The organism is Nocardia sp. CY15 (genome assembly GCF_009829295.1).
GTDB classification, from domain to species: Bacteria; Actinomycetota; Actinomycetes; order Mycobacteriales; family Mycobacteriaceae; genus Nocardia; species Nocardia sputi.
The window spans coordinates 122,035-140,078 of sequence record NZ_VUOT01000022.1; the positions used below are offsets into that span (position 1 = coordinate 122,035).

General features: G+C 67.0%; 18 protein-coding genes. 4 read left to right on the forward strand and 14 right to left on the reverse strand.

Annotated features, from left to right (window positions below):
* Positions 1–108: 108 nt before the first annotated feature.
* The 7 genes from GVY39_RS22960 to GVY39_RS35135 form a co-directional block, all read right to left on the reverse strand.
* On the reverse strand, positions 109–1,263 hold the full coding sequence (locus GVY39_RS22960) for an AAA family ATPase (RefSeq protein ID WP_159927765.1): 1,155 nt from the start codon (positions 1,261–1,263) through the stop codon (positions 109–111).
* A gap of 808 nt (positions 1,264–2,071) precedes the next feature.
* The gene (locus GVY39_RS22965) at positions 2,072–3,901 is read right to left on the reverse strand and encodes a BTAD domain-containing putative transcriptional regulator (protein WP_159927763.1); all 1,830 of its coding nucleotides are present in this window, start codon (positions 3,899–3,901) and stop codon (positions 2,072–2,074) included.
* Positions 3,898–4,638 carry a hypothetical protein gene (locus tag GVY39_RS22970; RefSeq protein ID WP_159927761.1) on the reverse strand — a complete coding sequence of 247 codons (741 nt, stop codon included), beginning with the start codon at positions 4,636–4,638 and terminating at the stop codon, positions 3,898–3,900. The genes GVY39_RS22965 and GVY39_RS22970 overlap by 4 nt, the downstream gene beginning before the upstream one ends.
* A gap of 121 nt (positions 4,639–4,759) precedes the next feature.
* Positions 4,760–5,908: a lipase family protein gene (locus tag GVY39_RS22975; protein WP_159927759.1), complete on the reverse strand. Its 1,149-nt coding sequence runs from the start codon at positions 5,906–5,908 to the stop codon at positions 4,760–4,762.
* Positions 5,905–6,447 carry a hypothetical protein gene (locus tag GVY39_RS34560; protein WP_240679470.1) on the reverse strand — a complete coding sequence of 181 codons (543 nt, stop codon included), beginning with the start codon at positions 6,445–6,447 and terminating at the stop codon, positions 5,905–5,907. The genes GVY39_RS22975 and GVY39_RS34560 overlap by 4 nt, the downstream gene beginning before the upstream one ends.
* A complete protein-coding gene (locus GVY39_RS34565) occupies positions 6,437–7,141 on the reverse strand; it encodes a cutinase family protein (protein WP_304654139.1) in 705 nt (234 codons plus the stop codon). The genes GVY39_RS34560 and GVY39_RS34565 overlap by 11 nt, the downstream gene beginning before the upstream one ends.
* Positions 7,138–7,938 (reverse strand): hypothetical protein, encoded by an 801-nt coding sequence (locus GVY39_RS35135; RefSeq protein WP_159989343.1) that lies wholly within the window; start codon positions 7,936–7,938, stop codon positions 7,138–7,140. Before GVY39_RS35135 ends, GVY39_RS34565 begins: the two co-directional genes overlap by 4 nt.
* A 710-nt stretch (positions 7,939–8,648) precedes the next feature.
* Between GVY39_RS35135 and GVY39_RS22990 the strand changes: the two genes are divergently transcribed.
* Entirely contained in the window at positions 8,649–9,488 is an 840-nt protein-coding gene (locus tag GVY39_RS22990; RefSeq protein WP_159927755.1) for a helix-turn-helix domain-containing protein, read from the forward strand.
* 178 nt (positions 9,489–9,666) lie between these two features.
* On the forward strand, positions 9,667–10,440 hold the full coding sequence (locus tag GVY39_RS22995; protein WP_159927753.1) for a helix-turn-helix domain-containing protein: 774 nt from the start codon (positions 9,667–9,669) through the stop codon (positions 10,438–10,440).
* Positions 10,441–10,787: 347 nt separating this feature from the next.
* Here the strand turns inward: GVY39_RS22995 and GVY39_RS23000 are convergent, their stop codons facing one another.
* From GVY39_RS23000 to GVY39_RS23020, 5 genes are all read right to left on the reverse strand, one after another.
* A complete protein-coding gene (locus GVY39_RS23000; RefSeq protein ID WP_159927751.1) occupies positions 10,788–11,219 on the reverse strand; it encodes a YbaB/EbfC family nucleoid-associated protein in 432 nt (143 codons plus the stop codon).
* 94 nt (positions 11,220–11,313) lie between these two features.
* Entirely contained in the window at positions 11,314–11,547 is a 234-nt protein-coding gene (locus GVY39_RS23005) for a hypothetical protein (RefSeq protein ID WP_159927749.1), read from the reverse strand.
* A gap of 2 nt (positions 11,548–11,549) precedes the next feature.
* The gene (locus GVY39_RS23010; protein ID WP_159927747.1) at positions 11,550–13,061 is read right to left on the reverse strand and encodes a hypothetical protein; all 1,512 of its coding nucleotides are present in this window, start codon (positions 13,059–13,061) and stop codon (positions 11,550–11,552) included.
* Positions 13,058–13,360 (reverse strand): WXG100 family type VII secretion target, encoded by a 303-nt coding sequence (locus GVY39_RS23015; RefSeq protein ID WP_236565602.1) that lies wholly within the window; start codon positions 13,358–13,360, stop codon positions 13,058–13,060. The genes GVY39_RS23010 and GVY39_RS23015 overlap by 4 nt, the downstream gene beginning before the upstream one ends.
* 2 nt (positions 13,361–13,362) lie before the next feature.
* Positions 13,363–13,716 carry a WXG100 family type VII secretion target gene (locus tag GVY39_RS23020; RefSeq protein ID WP_236565601.1) on the reverse strand — a complete coding sequence of 118 codons (354 nt, stop codon included), beginning with the start codon at positions 13,714–13,716 and terminating at the stop codon, positions 13,363–13,365.
* A gap of 463 nt (positions 13,717–14,179) precedes the next feature.
* Here GVY39_RS23020 and GVY39_RS23025 point away from each other — a divergent pair, with 463 nt between their 5' ends.
* Complete coding sequence (locus GVY39_RS23025) at positions 14,180–14,854, forward strand: nucleoside/nucleotide kinase family protein (protein ID WP_159927745.1); 675 nt, start codon at positions 14,180–14,182, stop codon at positions 14,852–14,854.
* Here GVY39_RS23025 and GVY39_RS23030 read toward each other — a convergent pair.
* Positions 14,835–15,716: a PfkB family carbohydrate kinase gene (locus GVY39_RS23030; RefSeq protein WP_159927743.1), complete on the reverse strand. Its 882-nt coding sequence runs from the start codon at positions 15,714–15,716 to the stop codon at positions 14,835–14,837. The two genes, GVY39_RS23025 and GVY39_RS23030, sit on opposite strands and share 20 nt — an antisense overlap.
* 17 nt (positions 15,717–15,733) lie before the next feature.
* The gene (locus tag GVY39_RS23035; protein WP_159927741.1) at positions 15,734–16,714 is read right to left on the reverse strand and encodes a hypothetical protein; all 981 of its coding nucleotides are present in this window, start codon (positions 16,712–16,714) and stop codon (positions 15,734–15,736) included.
* Positions 16,715–17,599: 885 nt separating this feature from the next.
* Here GVY39_RS23035 and GVY39_RS23040 point away from each other — a divergent pair.
* Positions 17,600–18,034 (forward strand): NUDIX domain-containing protein, encoded by a 435-nt coding sequence (locus tag GVY39_RS23040; protein WP_159927739.1) that lies wholly within the window; start codon positions 17,600–17,602, stop codon positions 18,032–18,034.
* Positions 18,035–18,044: the final 10 nt, after the last annotated feature.

Consider the following 18,044-nt stretch of genomic DNA (forward strand, 5'->3'; position numbering starts at 1 on the left):
CCAGCCGGTGGTGGCGGGCGGCGCGGCGGGTGTGGTGGCCGGATCGGCGATCACGTGAGCGGTCATGGCTGGTGGTGTTCCTTCCGAACAGTCAGAGGCGGCAGAGGGTCAGAGGCGGGTGCCCAGGGACAGCGGTTGGAGGGTGGTGCCGAACACGGTTTTGACGACCTCGGCGACGATGGCGCGGTCCTCTTCCGGGGCGGTGCCGATGAGGTTGGCGGCGGCGGTGAGTTCGGTGGTGGCGGTGGCGATCTTCTGAAACGCCAGCAGCTCGCGCAGTTGCGGTGCCCACCCGATCTCGCCCTTGTCCTGCCGGGCCGACAGATTCCGAGCCACCCGAACGGCTTTCGGATTCACCCCGAGGCTGGTAGCGAGGTCGTAATCGCTCGAGACCTGCACCTGGAAGGCGAACCGGCTCGCGAGCGCGTCCGACAGGATCGCCCCGTGCACTCCGGGGTTGTGGCCCGCGCAGATGTAGAACCCCGGCTCGGCGGTAATGACCTCGCCACCGTTGGCTTTGATCGCGATCTCGCGGCGGCCGTCCATCGCCGGATACACGCACGAGAGCACGGTCGGGGCGATGAGGGTGGCGTCGTCGACGAACAGCACCCGGCCCTCGCGCATCGCCCGGACCAGCGGACCGTGCACGAACACGAAGGTGCCGTCCGGGGCTTGGGTGTACTCGCCCACGAAATCGGCGACCGTGGTGTCGCCATCCCCTTGCACGGTCAGCAGGTCACCGAACGCTGCCTCGATCAGCGAGGTCTTCCCCGTTCCGGGCGGCCCGTACAGCAGCACGGGCACCTCGTTGGCGCGCATGGTGCGCAACACATCCACATCGGCGCTACCGGCCAGTTTGCGCGGGTGATACATCTGCCCGTTCGGGCGCTTCACCGGCCCGCTCGTCGGTTTCGCGGTGGGTCGCCTACTCGGGGCGCTCGCGGCAGGCGCGGCAGGGGCAGCGGGCGCGGCGGGTGCCGCCGGGGCAGGCGTGGCGGGTGCCGCCGGGGCAGGCGTGGCTGGGGTGGCTGGGGCGGCAGCGGCGGCGGTGTCGGCGTTGGCGCGGTAGCGGCGCGGTGCGGCGGCGGTGCGGTCGGCGTGACCGGCGGCGGCCAGGGCCTCGAGCGCGTTGCCGACAGCACCGGAAGATCGCGCCAGGGTTTTCGCGACCTCCCGGGGAGAATGCTCGCGCCCCGGATCGCCAGCCAGCACACCGGCGACCATGCGCCGCAATTCACCATTTCCCAGACGAGGTGCAGTCATTTCCGTCTCCTGAAAATCGAACCCAATTCACATACCACCACGCGGGATCGTGGCATACGTGTGGCGAGGCCACCAATCGGATTTCTGTGGATTCCCCCGGCGAATTCCGAGGAACGGCTCGACGCTAGCTCGGCTCACAACGAGTCCACAACCCGAAAATGCGGCAATTTCCGAAATTTCCCCGCGAGCCCATCTATTCGGCAACGCAAAAAAGGAATGAAACGCGCACAGCCCCACTCGACCGAGACCGTAACACCACCCATAAAAGCAACAAAAGAAAAGAAAATAGATGACAGAGGAGGAGATAATAAGGGGACATGGAGACGGACAACAGGGAGCGACTATGGCACGGAGCGGACAGGAGGAGGCCGCCGACGAGTGGCGGCGAAGCATGTCTATATAGCTTTGTATATAGACAATCCTGGACGACCCCCACCCGGGGATATGCCACCTGAGCAGCAGTTTCGCCGCGTCTCGGCGGGGCGTCTTGATCGCCCCACGGGACACCCCACGGAAAACCCCACGGAACGCCCCACCAATTGACCACATCAAGATCGCGAGCAGTAAATCGCACCGCTCATTGAACCGCGATGCCGCGAGAACAGCATTCGAAAATGCGTGAATGTATGTGTATTCGCGCCCGCAATGATTAATTGCCCGAGCAGCGCGCATCGCTGGATTGAATTATACAAGGGATTTCATTCGGCACCGACCGCCATTCCGCGACACTTCGCTGCCACACGGGAGAGGGTGTCGCGGATTGTCTCATCCGCGCGGCGGCAGATGGGTTTTGTTTGATGGCAGTCTTCTATTCGGTGGTTTTGCGGAGGTCTTCGAGGAGCCGGTTTGTTTCGCGGCTCGGGGTTTCGCCGATTTCGGCGAGTCTGCGGGTGAGTAGCGAGTAGGTGGAGGTGAGGGCGTCGTATTCGCCGAGTCGGGCGTGCAGGCGCAGGATGTGGTGCCAGAGGGGTTCGTTGTAGGGGTCGTTGTCGACCGCTGTCTCGAGCAGGCCCAGGGTGGCGCGGGGGTCGAGGTCGGCGTTGCGGGCCAGCCAGCTCAGCGCGTGGCGGGTGTCGCGGCGTGCGGCTTCGCGCAGGGGTTCTACCCAGGCGGCGTCGGTGAGGTCGGTGGCCAGGGTGGTGGTCGCCAGCTCCGCGATCGTTCGGCAGGCGGCGGCCTGGTCCTGCTCTGCGGTGGCGCGGCGGCGGGAGACGACGGCCGCGGTGAACTCCCGATAGTCGACGGTGATCCCGTCCTCGGACAAGCGGCAATGCGTGCGGTCGTCGCTCAGCAAGGCGGTGACCTGGTCGTCGGTGGCGGCGGCGACGGAGGTGCGCAGGCGGCTCAACGTGTTGGTCAGCGCGTGCCCGGCCCGTTCCGAGCCACGCTCATCCCAGAGCAGATCGATCAGCGCTGCCCTGGTAATGCCCTCGGGGTGCAGGGCGAGCACGGTGAGAAGCGCACGGCTGCGTGGCTGCAACCGGGAGGTGATGTCCACGGCCTCCTCACGCCCCGGTGCCCGCCACAGCAGCCGGGTCGGCCCGAAGACCTTGATCGCCAGTCCGGGCTCGGACCGCTTCGGGGGCGGGTTCGACGGCGCGGAGCGGTGTGGCGCGGCAGGGGGGTCGGTGGCTCGGTCCTGCCCGGGTGGGCTGGTCTGCTGGGCGGCGTGACCGGGTGTGGTGGGGCGGGGCAGCGGCACAGGCACGGGACCAAGGGCGGGTGGGGTGCGGGCCGCTCCTGTCCCCGGGCTGGACGGTCGCGGGCCTACGGCGGTGGAGGTCGGGTCGAGTCGGTAGACGGTCGGTGGCGGGGCCTGGCGGCGGGCAGGGGCCGCGTAGGGGCGGGTCGGTGGGTGAGTACGCCGATGTGGGGCGTTCGCGGCCAGGTGTGGTGGGCGCAGTTGTTCGCGTACAGCGGTGGCGATGGTGCGCGCGGCGGGCAGCAGGCGAGGACCGCGACGCGGTTGCCGGGTCCCGTGCAGCAGCGCCTCGGCCGACACCGGCGCGGCGGGCAAGGTTCCCAGGATCGGCAGGGCGAGGGCGGCGGCGAACTCGCTGCGAGGTTTCTCGATGAGCACGATCCCACGGCGGCGGCAGCCCGCGGTGAGTCGCAGGATGCGGTGGGCGGCGCGTTCGGGCTCGGTGTAGTCGGGGCGTACGACGACCAGGCAGGCGTCGGCGGCGTCCAGTACCACGTCCAGGCCCGAGTCCGGTTCGGGGACACCGCAATCGGCGAACACCGTCGCCCCCAGCGCTTGCCAGCCCGGGTGCGGGCCGGTCAGCAGCGCGGTGGTCAGTGCCGTTCGAGCGGGGTCGCGGCCCGGTGGTGCGGCCAGCATCGGCACGGCGTTGGGCAGGAATTGCAGGTGCTCGAGCACCCGGTCCTTCTCGAACTCTGCGTCCGGTTCGAGGGTACGGGCCAAACTCGCCAACCCCAGATGCGGGTCGGCCCCGACTATTTCGGCCAGCTGCCCACCGGCGGGATCGGCTTCCACCACCAGCGCGGCCTCGCGACCGGGCCAGGCGCAAGCCAGAGCCACCGCCGTGGTCGTGGTGCCGACGCGCGGGCCGAGGCCCGCGAGGGCGATCAGTAACGGCGCCTGCGAGCCGGGAGGCTGTGGGGTGGTCGTGGTCATCCCTGCCTCTGGACGTTGCTGATCAACAGGCCGCTGTCGCCGGGGCGGGTGTTGATGAGCTGGAGGTAGTCCATCCGTTGCCGGTCCGGGCGCAGCTCGACCACATGCACGTTCGCGGTCGACTCCGAGATAGGGGTTACCGCGACGCAATGGGTCGTGCCCAGTGGGATCGAGGCGATCCCGGCGGCGAGTCCGTCGGCGGTGATGCCGGACTCGGGTGCGAGTAGCCGCATCGCGGTCTCGGCGCTGCGATCGATGTAGTAGGCGGCCTCGAACGCCGCGATCACCCCCGCGACGGTCGCGGTGGTGTCGGCGCGACGGTCGGTGACCGTCGTACCCGACAGCCCGGTGCACGCACCCTCGGCCGCCGACGTTGCGCTCGGCGGGACCGCCGTGGCCGAGAGCCGATCACCGGCGTCGCGTGTGTCACTGGCCCATACAGCGACCACACCGATCAGCACGGCCACGCTGGCCGCCAGCGTGGCCCACACGCGCCACGACGCCCGTTTGCGGGCATTGATGCGCCCCAGCACCCCTACGCCCGTGTCGGGCGTGTCAGGAGTCTGCGCCACGGCTACCAGCCAGCGGTCCCGCCGCACCGAGAGTCGCGAACCCGGCTCGGCCCCGGTCTCGGAATCGAGACCGGGGACCAGGCGCAGGTCCGGCCCTGTGTGTGGTTGGTCGAGCCAGGCCCACGGGTCGGTCTCACCGGGTTCGGGTTTCTTGCGGTCGTTCATGCACCTCGCCACCTCGGAATTGTTCTGAGACTGCATGATTCGGGCGGTCGGGAGTGCCGCCACGCGGCCCTGCCCGCACCGGGTGGGGCCGGGTGCGGGCAGGGCCGTCTTGGGGAAACGGTCATCGGCGGCTCGCGTGCTCGCTGTGCTCGCCCTCGCCGCCGATCGGCCGGCCGCCTCGCGTGCCCCGCCGGCCTGCGATGTCCTCGCTGAGTCTGGCGAGGACATCCCTGGTGGCGGTGGCCGCTGTGTCGCGGTGGCCGTTCTCGTACTCGCGCCAGCTGACCTGAGTGCCGCGTTGGCGGTAGGCGATGAGGGTGCGACGTCCCGCCGACACGGGAACGATGGCGTCGAGCCCACCGTGGTAGAGGTGCAGCGGCATCCCGGGGCGCGTGTGGGCGAGGGTCTCCATCGCCAGTACCCGCCGCCACCAGTGATCGTTCCAGGGATCGGGACGGCGGCACCAGTGCGCCACCGGCTGCGGGAACTGTTGCAGCAGTTCAGCGGCGCTGAGGTGCTGGGCCTGATCGACGGCGCGCGCCCCGTCCTCGGACAGCACGTGACGCAGCGGCAGGTGCTCATAAGCGCGGGAAAGGCCGACCAGGGCAGCGAGCCCCAGGCCGGTGGCCTCGCCGCGGTTGAACGCCGGTGCCAGGGCGGCGAGGTCGGAGGCCACGGATCCGGCGGCGATACCACGCAGGTCCAGCTCCGGCGCATACCACGGCTGCAGTTCCCCGGCGGCGGCGACCACACGCCCACCGTCGGCGTATCCCCAGGCCACCACCGGCGCGACCGCGACCCCGAGGTCCGCGCCCCGATACACCGCTCGCGCGAGGTCCAGCACGCTGCGGGCTCCGGCGCGGGCGGCGAGGAAGGTGTGCGGGCCGCCTCCGGTGATGCCCAGGCCCTCCCCGTCCGGGATCGCCACCACCCAGCCTCGCGCGAGGGCGGCCTCGATACCGGTGGTGTCGGGTTCGGCACCGATCGCCAGCAGTTGCGACGGCGCGCAGACACCGCCCAGGCCGCGAAACTCCGGGCAGTACACCAGGATCGCGGTCGCGCCCGGGGCCGCGATGGTCTCGGGGACCAGCACGATCCCCGAGGCCGCGATGGTTTCGGAGCGGGCGTTGGCCGTGGCGTAGACGACCTGCCACGCCCCCCGCGCCTCGCTCAGCTGCGCGACGAACACCGGCCGTGTGCGCACCGGGTCACCGGGGCGGTAACCGTCGAGGGTCGTGACGTTGTAGAAGTCGTTGCTGCTGGTGGTCATTGGTGACTCCCGGCGAGGTCGTGGGCGAGTGCTGTCATCCACGCGATGCCGCTGGCGAGTTGCCCGGCGGCGGCGTATCCGGTGTGGCGGCCATGGATGTCGGCGTAGCGAAGCCACACGCCCGGATTCGTCAGATCGGCGTTGTCGCCGACCAGCTGGCCCCACGCAGCGGACAACTGCCCGGCCAGCTTCGGCAACTGCCCGACCGGGTCTGCGGCCACCACCCCGGTGATCTGTCCCCACCGCGCCGTCGCGGCAGCTGTCTCGTCCGGACCGGGTCGTGGGGTGCGGGGGCCGGAGGCGTCGGTGAGCCGGTCGGCCAGGCTCGCCGCGGGTACGTAATCGACGACGCCGGGCCCGATGCGGAAGTCGTTGTTCACCACGGTGGTCCAGGCGTCACCGAGCACGCCTGACAGCAGCGCCTGGATCGAGCCGAGCGCGGCCATCGGATCACGCAGATCCGCCTGGGCAGCGACCTGGGCGGCCACCCGCAACAGAGCGGCGCGATCAGGTGCCGCGCAACTCAAGTCACCGTCCACACAGATATCGGCCACCCGGCCGGTCAACGCCCCGTACCCGACACCCTCGCCCGTGGCGATCCCGCCGCCGGAAGCGGGCGCGGTATTGATCGCCACCCCCGACACCGCCCCCCGTGGTGCCCGGGGCCGGGTCGGGGGTGAGTTGGCCGGGGCGGCCGGGGAACACCGGCGACCCTGGGGCGCGATCGGGATCGGAGTACAAGGCGATACCCGCCACACGCTCGGGTCCGACCGGCCCCTCCCCCGCGCCGACAGCTCGCGCGAACTCCGACACCACCTGTGCGCCTTGGGAATACCCGACCACCGCCATGGCGGTGCCGGGGCAGTCGGTGGCGATCCGTTCCGCGGTGGCCGTGAGTGCGGAAAGGCCCTCGCCCACTGAGGCCGCGTAGGAGTCGGGGCCGCCGCCGGTCCCCACCGCGCCACCGAACCCGGCCGGATAGGCAACGTAGGTGCGCTGCACCAGATCCGGGACAGCGGCCACCACGGGGCCGAGCAGGAATCCGAGCATCCCGGTGTCGGCGGTCTCAGACGCCCCCGGCGAGGACTCGCCGGTGCCTTGCACCCCGAGGACCCACAGCACGGGACAGGCCGGCCCGGTCGAGGGCGGCTGCGCCGACACCGAGCCCGGCGTACACAACGCACTCGTGCAGGCCGCCAGGACGGCAGCGGTGAGGAGACTGAGACCGGTCACGGCTGGCCCACCCCCACCCCGGCACCGAATCCCGCGCCCACCGTGCCACCGGCCAGCGCACCGACTACGGCGGCGGGAACCCCGGCCACGATCGCGCCCGCGAGAGCGCCCGCTGCCGCGCCCAGCGCGGTACCGGCCACACCGGAGGTGATCGTGCCGATGACCGGCACGGTCACCACGGTGCCCAGGGCGGCACCGGCGATACCGCCGATCGTGCCACCGGCCAGCCCGCCCGCGACCGCGCCCGCTGCCGCCGCTGGTGCACCCGCCAGCGCGCCTCCGATCGCACCACCGGCCCCCGCCCCGGCGATCGTGGCACCGGCCACCCGATCAGAGCGTCCCGCCGGGATCCCGATGGAGTCCAGGAACGTCGCGGCCTGCGCTTCGACGTTCGCGGCGGTGGTGTTGACGCCGTCGCGGATTTCCGGGGGCAGCCAGTCCGGCGACGGAGTCTCCCAGTGGCCGATCCGGATCGTGTCCGGCGGGGGCTCGATCGGCGCGACCGGGGGCACCGGTTCCGGTGAGTGCAGCTCGATCACCTGCACCGGCGGCGCGGGAGCGGGTGGAGGTGCCGGGCGCGGGGCCGGGCCGTTGCGGACCTCGGGCGCCTGTTGCGGATACACAGCGGGCTCGGGCGGCGGCGCGACCGGTGGTGGCGGGGGCGGAGCGGGTGCGGCTGTTCCGGGCTGGACCGGGGCGGTGACTCCGGGCTGGTCGGCGATCGGATCCAGCGTCATAGCACTGGCTTCCAGCGCGGCCAGCATCATCACCACCGGCACAGCGCCGACAGCCAACACACGGCCACCCCACAGCAGCCGACCCCCATACGCGAGGGATGCATTCCCGTTTTCGGGCACGACAAATAACCCTTTCGATCGAATGAAAAAGGAGAGGAAAAGATTCAGAAATGCGCGTGACAACGCGCGAGAAACGACGGATTCCCCGGCCGCCGACCGCAGCCGGGGACCCGTCGCCGTATTCCTCATTTCAGAGGAATGGCATGGCTGATCAGACGAACGACAGGACCAGGTTCAATGCCTGCGAGGCGACTGACAGGACACTCGAGATCAGCGACGCGCCCGCGTCGAGCAGCGACAGGATCGTGTATGGGTCCACAGTTATTCCTTTACCGGAGGAGGTGCAGTTGCCCCACCATCACAGCCCCCAAAACCACTGCCGCGCCACCCCTTCGAGAGGTAAGGATTCTGCTAACAAAACCATTACCCCTCCGGCCTCACATGGTGACCTGCACCGACGGGTGAAAGGGGTAACGCGAGTGTCAGCAGGGAAACTTCCCGAACGCGTGTCCCCCTCGGCGGGCGAGCACAGCGAACAGTCCGCGGGCCGCCACACGGAAGCCTTCGGCTAATCATCGGCTAGCTCACGGAGAATAATATTTGCCGAGATGATCTTCCTCTGGTAGGAACGAATCAACTCGGGGGAGTGAACCTTTCAACGTACCCCATGTGGAAGGGAGTACGGAAGACCGTAGTAGGAGTGGCTTTACATGACCCGGACGACGAACCCGCACCATCCACGACGACGCCGCCAGCAGGACCGCACCAGTTCGTCTTGTTCGGAGGTACCTGACCTCGGTTGCTGGGCACGCCGGATCCGCGAGCGCCGCAAGCTTCCGCGCCCGCGCGCCGCCGACCGTCTCCACATCAGCAAGGAGATGCTCAAGAAGATCGAGAACAGCGATGCCCCGTGCTCGCCAGCGGTCCTGAACCACCTCGTCACCGCCTACGACCTCGATCGCGCGCAGGAACGCTACACCCGCGACCTCGCCCGGCCCCCGGTCGCTCTGCCGCCGATCGAGGAACTACGCACCCGCACCGACACCCCCGAGAACCGGGCGACACTGACCTACCTCGACCGCCGCGAGATCGCCGCCGCCTACATCGATCCGCTGTGGAATGTGGTCCTCGCCAACGAGCAGTTCACCGCGGGCCTGCCCGGCATCGAACAGTACCGCGACAACATCGCCTTGTGGTTCTTTCACCCCGGCTCCACCACGCCCACCGCCGAACCCATCGTCATGCACTGGGACAGCGCCGCCGCCTACCTGGTCGCGACCCTGCGCGGCGCCCTCGGACGCCACCGCGAAACCCCGCACGCCCACGCCCTCTTCCACGACCTGCGCGGTGCGGCCACCTTCCGCGAGACGTGGGACACCAGCGACGCCGTCGCCTACGGCCGCCGCCCCGAGGAACCCCTCCACCTGCGCGACCCCACCACCGGCGAGCCGTACTCCGAACGCATCCACCTCGGCTACGCCTCGAGCTCCCACGACGTCCGATTCTGCATGTGCTACCGCGAGCCCAACCACGGACCAGCACTGCTCTGACCGACCAGCAACCCGACCTCGCCCACACGGCATGCCCCGAATCCCCGCACCACCGAACAGGAGTACCGAATGACAAGCAATCCCCCCACCCGCCACCATGACGCCGAGCAGGCGCCTCGTCGTTCGCACGCCGGGGAAATCGCGCACGCGCTACCACCGCAGAGACGGGAAAGATGAAATGCAGAAAGCCCCGGGACTCGACGGGATGCCCGACTTCCACGACTCGCTGGAATGGCTGCGCCACCGACATCACCTCTCCCGTGAGTCCGCCGCTCAACAGGCCGGTTTCAGCAGCTCCTACCTCCACCAGCTCATCCGGGATCGGACCTACCCTGGCCCTCGTGTCTTCGCCAAACTGGCCGACGCCTTCGACCTCGACCCCTCACAGCGACGACACCTGCACGAACTGTGGCAACCCTCCCTCGACCTGCCACCCACCGAGCAGCTACGCCAGCACCTCACGGTCCTGGGCATCCAAGCCCACCTCGACCACCTCGATACCCGCGACGTCCTCGCCGTCTACCTCGACCCCCTCCGAACCGTGCTGCACGGCAACCGGATATTCCACCGCCTGGTGCCCGACCTCGCCGAGGCCGACAACAACTACTTCCAATGGATGTTCTCCCCCGCCGCCCGCGACCACATCGACAACTGGGACAACGAAGCCCGCTACACCGTCACCATCCTGCGCGGAACCCTCGGTCGATACCGCGATCTCCCCCGAGCAAGATCCCTGTTCCGGAAACTGCGGACCACCCCCGAATTCCCCCGCGTCTGGGAATCCACCCCCATGCAAGTCACCTACGACTTGCCCCGCCCGACACCGATCCATGTACATACACCCGGCACCGATCAGCCCATCTCACTCAGCCTCGAAATCAGCGAATACCCCGACTGCCCAGACGTCCTCGTCGCCTACGGCCTCTACGACACATCGGCCATCGCCCGCTAACGGCTGCGCCACTTGAACAACGGAGTCGTTCGAGGGCGCATGACTGGGCCCCGGGATTCGGTTCGCCTGACCGAGCCAGCGGGGTCAGCTCACATCTGGCGGGACCCACCACCTGCCCCATTCCGTGAACCGGGCCCCCGGGAATAACGTGAGCGCCGACGAGGTACCAACTTGTTGAATCGGGGCCGGAGTTCGTGGTCTGCAGCCATGATCTTCGAGGCTGCGGTCAGGGTCGCTCGGCAAACACCTGTCGCCCTGCTGGGCTGACCTTCTAACGGCTTGCGTCCCGGCCGCGGCCGCCGACGGGTATCGGTAGGGGTAGCAGTCGATAGCGCAGCGTCTGGCTTTCAGCTGGTCCAGCCTCCGTAGAGGTTGCGGCGCTCGAAGAAGTCGTCGTCGGCTTCCTGCGCAGCCGCTTCGTCCAGCGATCGGCGCTGTTCGCTAGTCCTTGCCTCCGGAGCCAGGAGCAGCTTCGCTTGGTCGAGAAGACTCGGGTCGGCCTTCTTCAGAAGTCGTTCGATCTTCGATTTGATGTCGGAGCGGGCTTTGCTGTGGCAATCACGTACAGCGCTCGCAAGCTGGCTGCTGGCCCATTTCATTGCGGCCGGCGCGATTTGCAAGCTGGTGATCTCACCGCCAGCATCGACTTCGATGAGGACTCCGCGGACTTCGCCGTGCCCGCGGAGCTCGGCTGCTTTCTCGGTCAATCGCTCGCCGTGGCCGCGGATCTCGGTGAGCTGTTGTTGAAGCTGCTGCTCCCATTGCCCCATGTTCGTCATGAGCAGTCCACCTCCCTACTGGGTGTGTGCTGTGACTGTCGCCACGGCATGTAGAGCTCGCCGCCTGGGGCGGCGCCCTCGAACGCGGGCCAGGTCAGCTCACACTCATACCGCGTTCCGGCCATGCGTTGGACTCGCTGTACACGGAGTTGATCTTCCGGGACGCTTTGAGGAAGGTGTAGTCGACCTCGCCGTCGACCGGCTGGGCTGTCCGAGAAGACTTGTCCATGGCCAGTTTCCTCGTCAAAGTACCCGGGTCGTCACCGAACTCGTATACAACGACTTCCGGGCTCTCGGACTTTTTGGCGAAGTACACGATCGCTGCCATGCTCACCACCCACTTTCGAAGTCTTCGCGCTTGTTCAACGGAACCTGGGTCTGCCAATTGAACGACTCGTTCGCCACACGGTGAGCATCCTGATACGTGACCCCCGGGTTCGCTCGCAGGTAATTCAACTCGGCAAGCTCGTGCTCGAGCAAGACGTGATCCTCGGGCAGGGCGTTCCCCGAGCGCAGCCGGATCCACGCGTCCGCGATTTCAGGATCGGGATCGAACTTCCGGACCACGACTTGCCCGGTCTCGTAGTCCAGAATCGGGTGTTCGGTGTCGAACAGATGCTTCTTGATCGCGGCAATCTCGGCCTCGGAGAATCCTGTTGCGCCGTTGGCGCGAGCGAGATCGTCGGTGTTGCGGCTGATCGCGGAGATGTCGCGCGGGTCTTGGATAAAGTTGTCGTAGGCATCTTGGGCCCACTTCGTTTGCGCGGGGTCATCGAGCATGTTCGCCGGCCGACGCCGCCCGCCGCTGAGCCATTCATCGGCGGTTCCCCTTCCAGGGGTTGCCCCACGAGCTTCGCGTGTCCACAGCTTCGCCTTGGCGACGTCGACCCATTTACCGACCCTGTCCAGGAGCGGTTTCAGTGCCGCAATGACCGGCTTGATGGCGCGCGTCACTATCTCGGTCACCCGGGTGCCGAGCTCGCCGATGATCGTGGCGATGCGACGAGCTCGCACCGCAATACGACCAGCAAGCGCGGTGTTGCCCACCCATTCCGAAACCGTAGCGGTGAACGGCGCCAACACCGCGAAGACGGCCTCAGCGGCCGCGGTTTCGATCAGAAAATCTTTGACCTCCTCGAGGATCTTGTGGTGGGCCTCGTCGAGGTGGTGGGCGTACTCGCCACAGGAGTCCCCCAGCGTTTGGCACGCATCAGCCAATGCGTTGAGATCATCCTGACGTTCCTGGCAGGTGCCGACCGCGATCCCGATCTCCGGCGACTGCTGGTTTGTCAGCAGCTCGACTGCTCGGGGTACCTGAGCAGCCACGGTGCGGTAGTCGGCCGAGGCGGTGTGCCATGCGCTTTTCGCGGCGTCGAGTTGGTCTTGGTGACCGTTGGGCCAGCCGAAACCGACAAGGTCCTTCAGGATTGACCACCCGAATGGCTCGGGGATCCCCTCGCCAGCCGCCGACGGCGCGTCTTCGGCCAGACAGGGCGCGATCGACAGCTGCGGGAGTGCAGGCGAGGAAGGGTTACGCGGATCGGAACCGGTCTCCGCGAGCCGGTGGTTATGTGCTCCGACAACGATCAAATCCCTGGTTTGACCACACGCTGTCGCCAGCTTCGATGACGATGAGATCGCCAGCTGGGCGGCCTCATCGTAGGCACTGGCCCATTGACCACCGACACTGTCGCTACCAGCCATCCCCGCATACGTGCTCAACACGGTGATCAGCGCCGCGTGGGTTGTCACCGTGTCAGCCGACATCTGGCCGAACACCTCACCTGCGGAGGAGTATTCACCGGCGCGGTGAACGATGACCGGGACGGTCGGAGCCGTCACTGCGGCCACATCCTGTAATTGGTCTCGGCGGCTCCCATGTAATTCGTATGTGCCCGACGCGCCACCTCACGTAGCTCATCGAGGTTGTCCCGCATCTCACCGACGCCGACCATCCACCGGTCGTGTGCCACACGCTGCGCCTCCGCGGCTTGGCTCGACCACGACAAATGCAGATCGGCGACGTGCTGATCCACCTCACACAGCCAACCTTCGACCTCGGCACCGAACTTCGCCATGGTCGCGATCGCGTCATCGAGCTGCGTCAGATTCACACGGTAGCTGTAGTCGTCGTCAGCCACGGCTACACCTGATTTCCGAGCCCGGTGAGACCGTCGGCATTGGCGCCATCGCGGAGCTCGTAGCGGTTGGCCGCGTCGGCGAGGTTCATTGCCGACGTCTCCAACGCCGCGACGATCTGATCCGCCCCACGCTTCCACTCCACCCAGGACTCGTCATATGCCGAAGCCGCCCGGCCCTGCCAACCGTCGGCCAACAACTCTCTGCCGATCGTTTCATCCAGGCGCTCGAGTCGCTCTCGGATGGTCTGCGCCTTGTCTGCGATGAACCGCGACGCCACGCGAAGCTGGTCGACCCGAACCTGCAGTTCACCAGCCACCGCGACTCCCCTCTGGCCCTGCTCGCCGATCGCATCCAACTATAAGTGAGCACTCGAAACTCGAATCCACGAACAGGACGTGAGAGTTCCGTCAGGTCTGCGGCACCGGCGTCACCGTCGAGCGACCGGCTGCATGAGAGTCCCAATGTCCGTTGACAGCATGTGCGCCTTGGACCAGCATCAGGTTCGTCGCTTGAGGTCATGGCCGCACTGTACGATTCCGGCAATTGCTCGACTATGCCGCTCTCACCGGGCTCGTGATCAGCGAACTAGCCACCATCGCGGCTGTCACCCCCCAAGAGATTCGAAGGGGCGTCGACGCCCAGGCGACAATTCGGAGAACTCCTGGTGCGTGCCATTCGCTGCGGTGAGGCTGCCGGTCGGATGTGTACAGCGCGGCACCTCGCTGATCGGAAGGTCTTCTTGTTCGATGATTACCGACCAGGCGATGTCGTTGCTACGGTGAGGTCACCGTTTGGATTCACGTGCAAAGGATTCCGGTATGCGTGCAGGTAACGAAGTCCCGGTGGCCGAGCTCGCGCGGTGGGTGTCTACGCGAGTGTCCGGCGATTGTCGGTACATTCTCGGCATTGCCGGTCCACCGGCAGCGGGCAAGTCGACGCTCGCCCACAATCTGGCCGTCGCAATCACCGCCGTATACGGGATCGGTGCGGGGATCGCCCCGATGGACGGGTTCCACCGGACCTCGGCCGAGCTCGACGCTGCAGGCGCGCGTCACCGCAAGGGCCAGCCCGACACCTTCGATGTGGCCGGGTTCGTGGCCCGGCTGAAAGCGCTGCGCGAAACGCCGCTCGGTGAACGTGTGCCCTGGCCGATCTATGACCGTGAACTGCACGACCCAGTGCCGGACGTGATCACCTTTACCGATCAGCAGATTGCGGTGGTCGAGGGCAATTACCTGCTGCTCGACCAGCCGGGGTGGGTAGAGGTCCGCAGCCAGCTCGACGAGGTGTGGTATCTCGATGCCGCCGACGTGGTGATCGAGCAGCGGCTGACCGATCGGCACTTGCTCGGTGGCAAGACCCCCGAGCAAGCGCACACCAAGATCACCGACAGCGATCTGCCCAACGCCCGCTTGATCGCGCACACCCGCGGCCGCGCCGATACAGTACTGCGCGAAAACTCCGGCAACTACCTCATCTGCGAAGTTCGCTGAGATCACGGGCCCAATTGCGGGTGCCGAACGATCGACACGACAGCGTGGCCACCACGGACGCGCGCATGAGCGCATCAACGAAGTCGCGGCTGCGGTCGTAGTAGGCGCAGAACGCGCCATGCAGGATGTCGCCTGCGCCGAGGGTGTCGGCACGCGTCACAGGCGTGACGTCGATGGCGCCTTGACGGCCATTCTCGGCGTACAGGATCGGGTCCGGCCCCCGTGTGACCGCCGCATGTTTCGGCCCTGCTGACCGTAGGTAGTCCAGAAGCGCAGCAGCGTCGCCGTCGAAGCCGGGTGGTGCGAAGGCCGACGAGCAGATCACGACATCGACCAGCGGTAGGAGCCGGTCGTGGACCGGCTTCCAGCGACCCGCGTCGAGGACGACCGGCACCCTTACCTCTCGGGCGCGACCTGCTATTCCTACCGCGAGATCGGGGTGGTGGCCGTCGACGAGTACTACGGATGCGTGGTCGACCCACCGGGCGAGGCCGACGGTGAATGGGGCATGGATCCCGGCAGCGTCGAGCCCGACGATCGTGCGGGACTGCGCCTCGAGCGCGACCACGATGGATGAGACCGGTGGCTTGTCGATGTTCTCGGGTGTCGCGTCGATGACCGCGACGTGGTGGCCGGTCAGATCGTGGCGCACGAGGTCGGCGAGTTGATGACGGCCGAGGGCGGTGATCAGCGTCGGATGGTGCCCGGACACGATCGCGCAGGCGACAGCGGCATTGGCGGCGGGCCCCCCGGCACCCAGGAACTGTTCTAGCGCCTGGGTTTTGGTGTCCTCCCCTGGGTAGTGGTGGACGGCGTAGGCGATGTCGAGGGTAGCCAGACCCACGAACAGTGCTGCGGTCACCGAGTGTCTCCTCTGGGTCAGTTGATGAGCAGGTGTTCCAGATTGGCGGTCTGGTCGGAGTAGGTACGTACCCCGATGACGGCCACGAACTCCCGATCGGTAGCGCGTTCCTGCAATGTGAGCCAATGTTTGGCCAGATACCAGCTCGCGCCAGTCGTGCCCCGGGAGCCTAGGCCAGCGCAGAAGAACCAGAACCGGTCCGGGTGCAGATCCGGGGTCGGCCGCACCCGAGCGATGATGCCGATGTTGCGGCTGTCGTTGGAGCTATAACACTCGCCGTCGGCGAGTTCGAGATGTTCCAGATATGGCCCGCCAGTGGTCGGGTTGTCCTGGATGGCGAACAACGGATTGTCGGTGCTTTCGAGGTACATGTGGGTGCAGTCGTTGCTGGACAGCCCGAAGCTGATGTAGGGCCGGTCGCAGGCCAGCACGACCTCGCGATCACTCTGGATGTCGACTGCGATCCCGCCGTGCTGCTGCATCATCGACATCACATACAGCATCCCGCGGACGTCGTTCTCGGCCAACGCCGTCGGGACATCGATGCGGTGTTGCGCGTTGAACACGCTCGCCCGCTTGGAAAAAATGTGCTGGCGCGGTATACCCGCCGCTTCCAGCGCTTCCACCGAGCGTGTGGCCAACTCGAAGGTGGGCACCACCAATGTGGCACCATGATTGACCATTTCGCTGCCTAGGAACGCCTCGAGGTCCTGATCGACAGCGTCATCCGCTGCTGCATCTGATGTGGAGTCCAGTGCACTCGCCATCGTGAACAGTGCGGGGATCGACCAGCCAGGAAACATACGCGCCAGGACCCGGCGGTGGTGGTTGTGCGGGAGGCCCTTCATCTCCCCTGACATCCAGTTGTAGAACTGGGCCTTCGACGGCGCGTCCCCCTTTGCAGCAGGCGTACCGAGTTCCGCAGCACACCGTTTGTAAGCGGCGCAGAAATCCGGATGGCTGGCCAGGTGCCGCTCGACCAACAGCATCTTGAGCACGGTCCCCAACCACTTCCTCTTTTCCCCAGGTGCCGGGCCTAGCGAACGATCCTATCGACAATCCCGAGTCCAGTGAACGAGATAAGACCGGAGTGGACCAGATCGGACCATCCTGGCGACGCGACTAGACCCGGTGAGCGCGAACACTTCTCGTACGTCGCGTGGGACGTGCTCCGGGTGCGGCGGGGCGTCGAGACGTTCGTCGGTCGCAGCCCGCACCGCAGTCCCTCCCGTCGTAGATGCTGCGGGTTGCGCAGCAGGAGAGGAGAGGCCTTGAACACCTGCATATCGTCACCAGCAACGGGCCCGGCATCATGACGACCGCCGCGTATCCCGTAATAACCTGGCCGCCCTCACAGGAGTTCTGGTCGCGCCAGTTCTCCGAGAGAACCTACGGCGCGGTCGCGCCGCTCCTGTTCAAGAGCATCGAGCCAGCCGATCGACTTGGCCTCAGGGATGTCCTCGACGGGTTGCGCGGGCTGCGCCGCGCTGTCGCCGACGGTCAGTCCTCAGGCGCCCGCAACCGCGTTTGCGGAGGTGAGGAGCACCGCGGCGAGGTCATCGACATCGTGATATTGGCGCCCCGGTTCGGTACCCAACCGGGCCTCTGCACGGGGCACACCCGAACCTGGCGCCGACACACCGATCCCCCGCGTGGCTCCACAGGCCAGACGGTAGGCCGTTCGCTCAGCGAAACCCGATGCTATTCAATGCATCTCGCGACGCAACACGGGAGAGCGACAGCGATGGGGGCCGTCACGGTGCGGATAGACTCCCACGATGCCGGGAGCAGGGGAATTCATCACCGGCCTTCACGAGTGGGTCCGGCGCACCAGGCTGCCGCGTCCGCGATCCGTGCCCGAAACGAGGAAAGGGATTCTTCATATGCCCGACAAGGTCCGCAAGGACAAAGTGCTGGTCTACGTCGTGCGCGACGGGAAGCTGCTGGTGTTCCGGCACACCGATTACACCTACGAAGAAGTGGGGATTCAGGTCCCGGCCGGCAGTATCCGGGCGGGCGAGAGCCCGCAGGAGGCGGCGCTTCGCGAGGCGCGGGAGGAGACCGGCCTGACCGAGTTCAAGATCGTCCGAAAGCTGGGCGAATTCGAATACGACATCAGTCCGTATCGCTGGGAGATCCAGGTGAGGCACGTGTTCCACCTGGAGTTGTCCGAACCGGCTCCCGAGCGGTGGGCCAGCCAGGAAGACCACGACGGGCAAGGCGAACCTACACGGTTCGAGTGCTTCTGGGTACCGCTGGATGCGGCCCACATCCTGCAATCCGGACAGGGCGCGCTGCTCGGTCGGCTCTACGACTGAGTCACGAGGA